1 protein-coding gene is annotated in these 482 nt (G+C 66.6%); it reads right to left on the bottom strand.

Annotated features, from left to right (window positions below):
* Positions 1–480: acyl-CoA dehydrogenase family protein (locus AC1DJ5_RS14645; protein WP_477021073.1), on the bottom strand; the 480-nt coding region annotated here is incomplete at its 3' end.
* Positions 481–482 lie beyond the last annotated feature (2 nt).

Below are 482 nucleotides of genomic sequence, written 5' to 3'. Positions count from 1 at the left end.
GCCTTCCTCGCCGATCAGGATGCCGGTGGCCTCGCGGAATTCCACTTCGCTGCTGGCGTTGGAGCGATTGCCCAGTTTGTCCTTGAGACGCTGGATCTGCACCGGGTTCTTGCTGCCGTCGTCGCGAAAGCGCGGCACGAAGAAGCACGACAGCGGCCCATCCTCCGCGCCCATGCGCGCCACCACCAGGTGGGCATCGCACATCGGGGCGGAGAAAAACCATTTGTGCCCGGTGATCGCGTACTCCGCGCCGCGGCCCTCGCCGCGCACGGCACGCGCGACGGTAGTGTTGCTGCGCACATCGGAGCCGCCCTGCTTTTCCGTCATGCCCATGCCGATCATCACGGCATGCTTGTCGCGCCAGGGCAGGTCGCGCGGATCGTGCTCGGTGGCAAACAGTTTCGGCCCCAGTTCCGCGAACAGCGCCGCTTCCTTCTGCAGCACCGGGATGCTGGCGAACGTCATGGTGGGCGGGCACAGGG

This window comes from Brevundimonas sp. 01N35 (assembly GCF_056399785.1).
The sequence above is the reverse complement of the archived record's forward strand: the minus strand, read 5'-3'. Positions and strand labels throughout refer to the sequence as shown.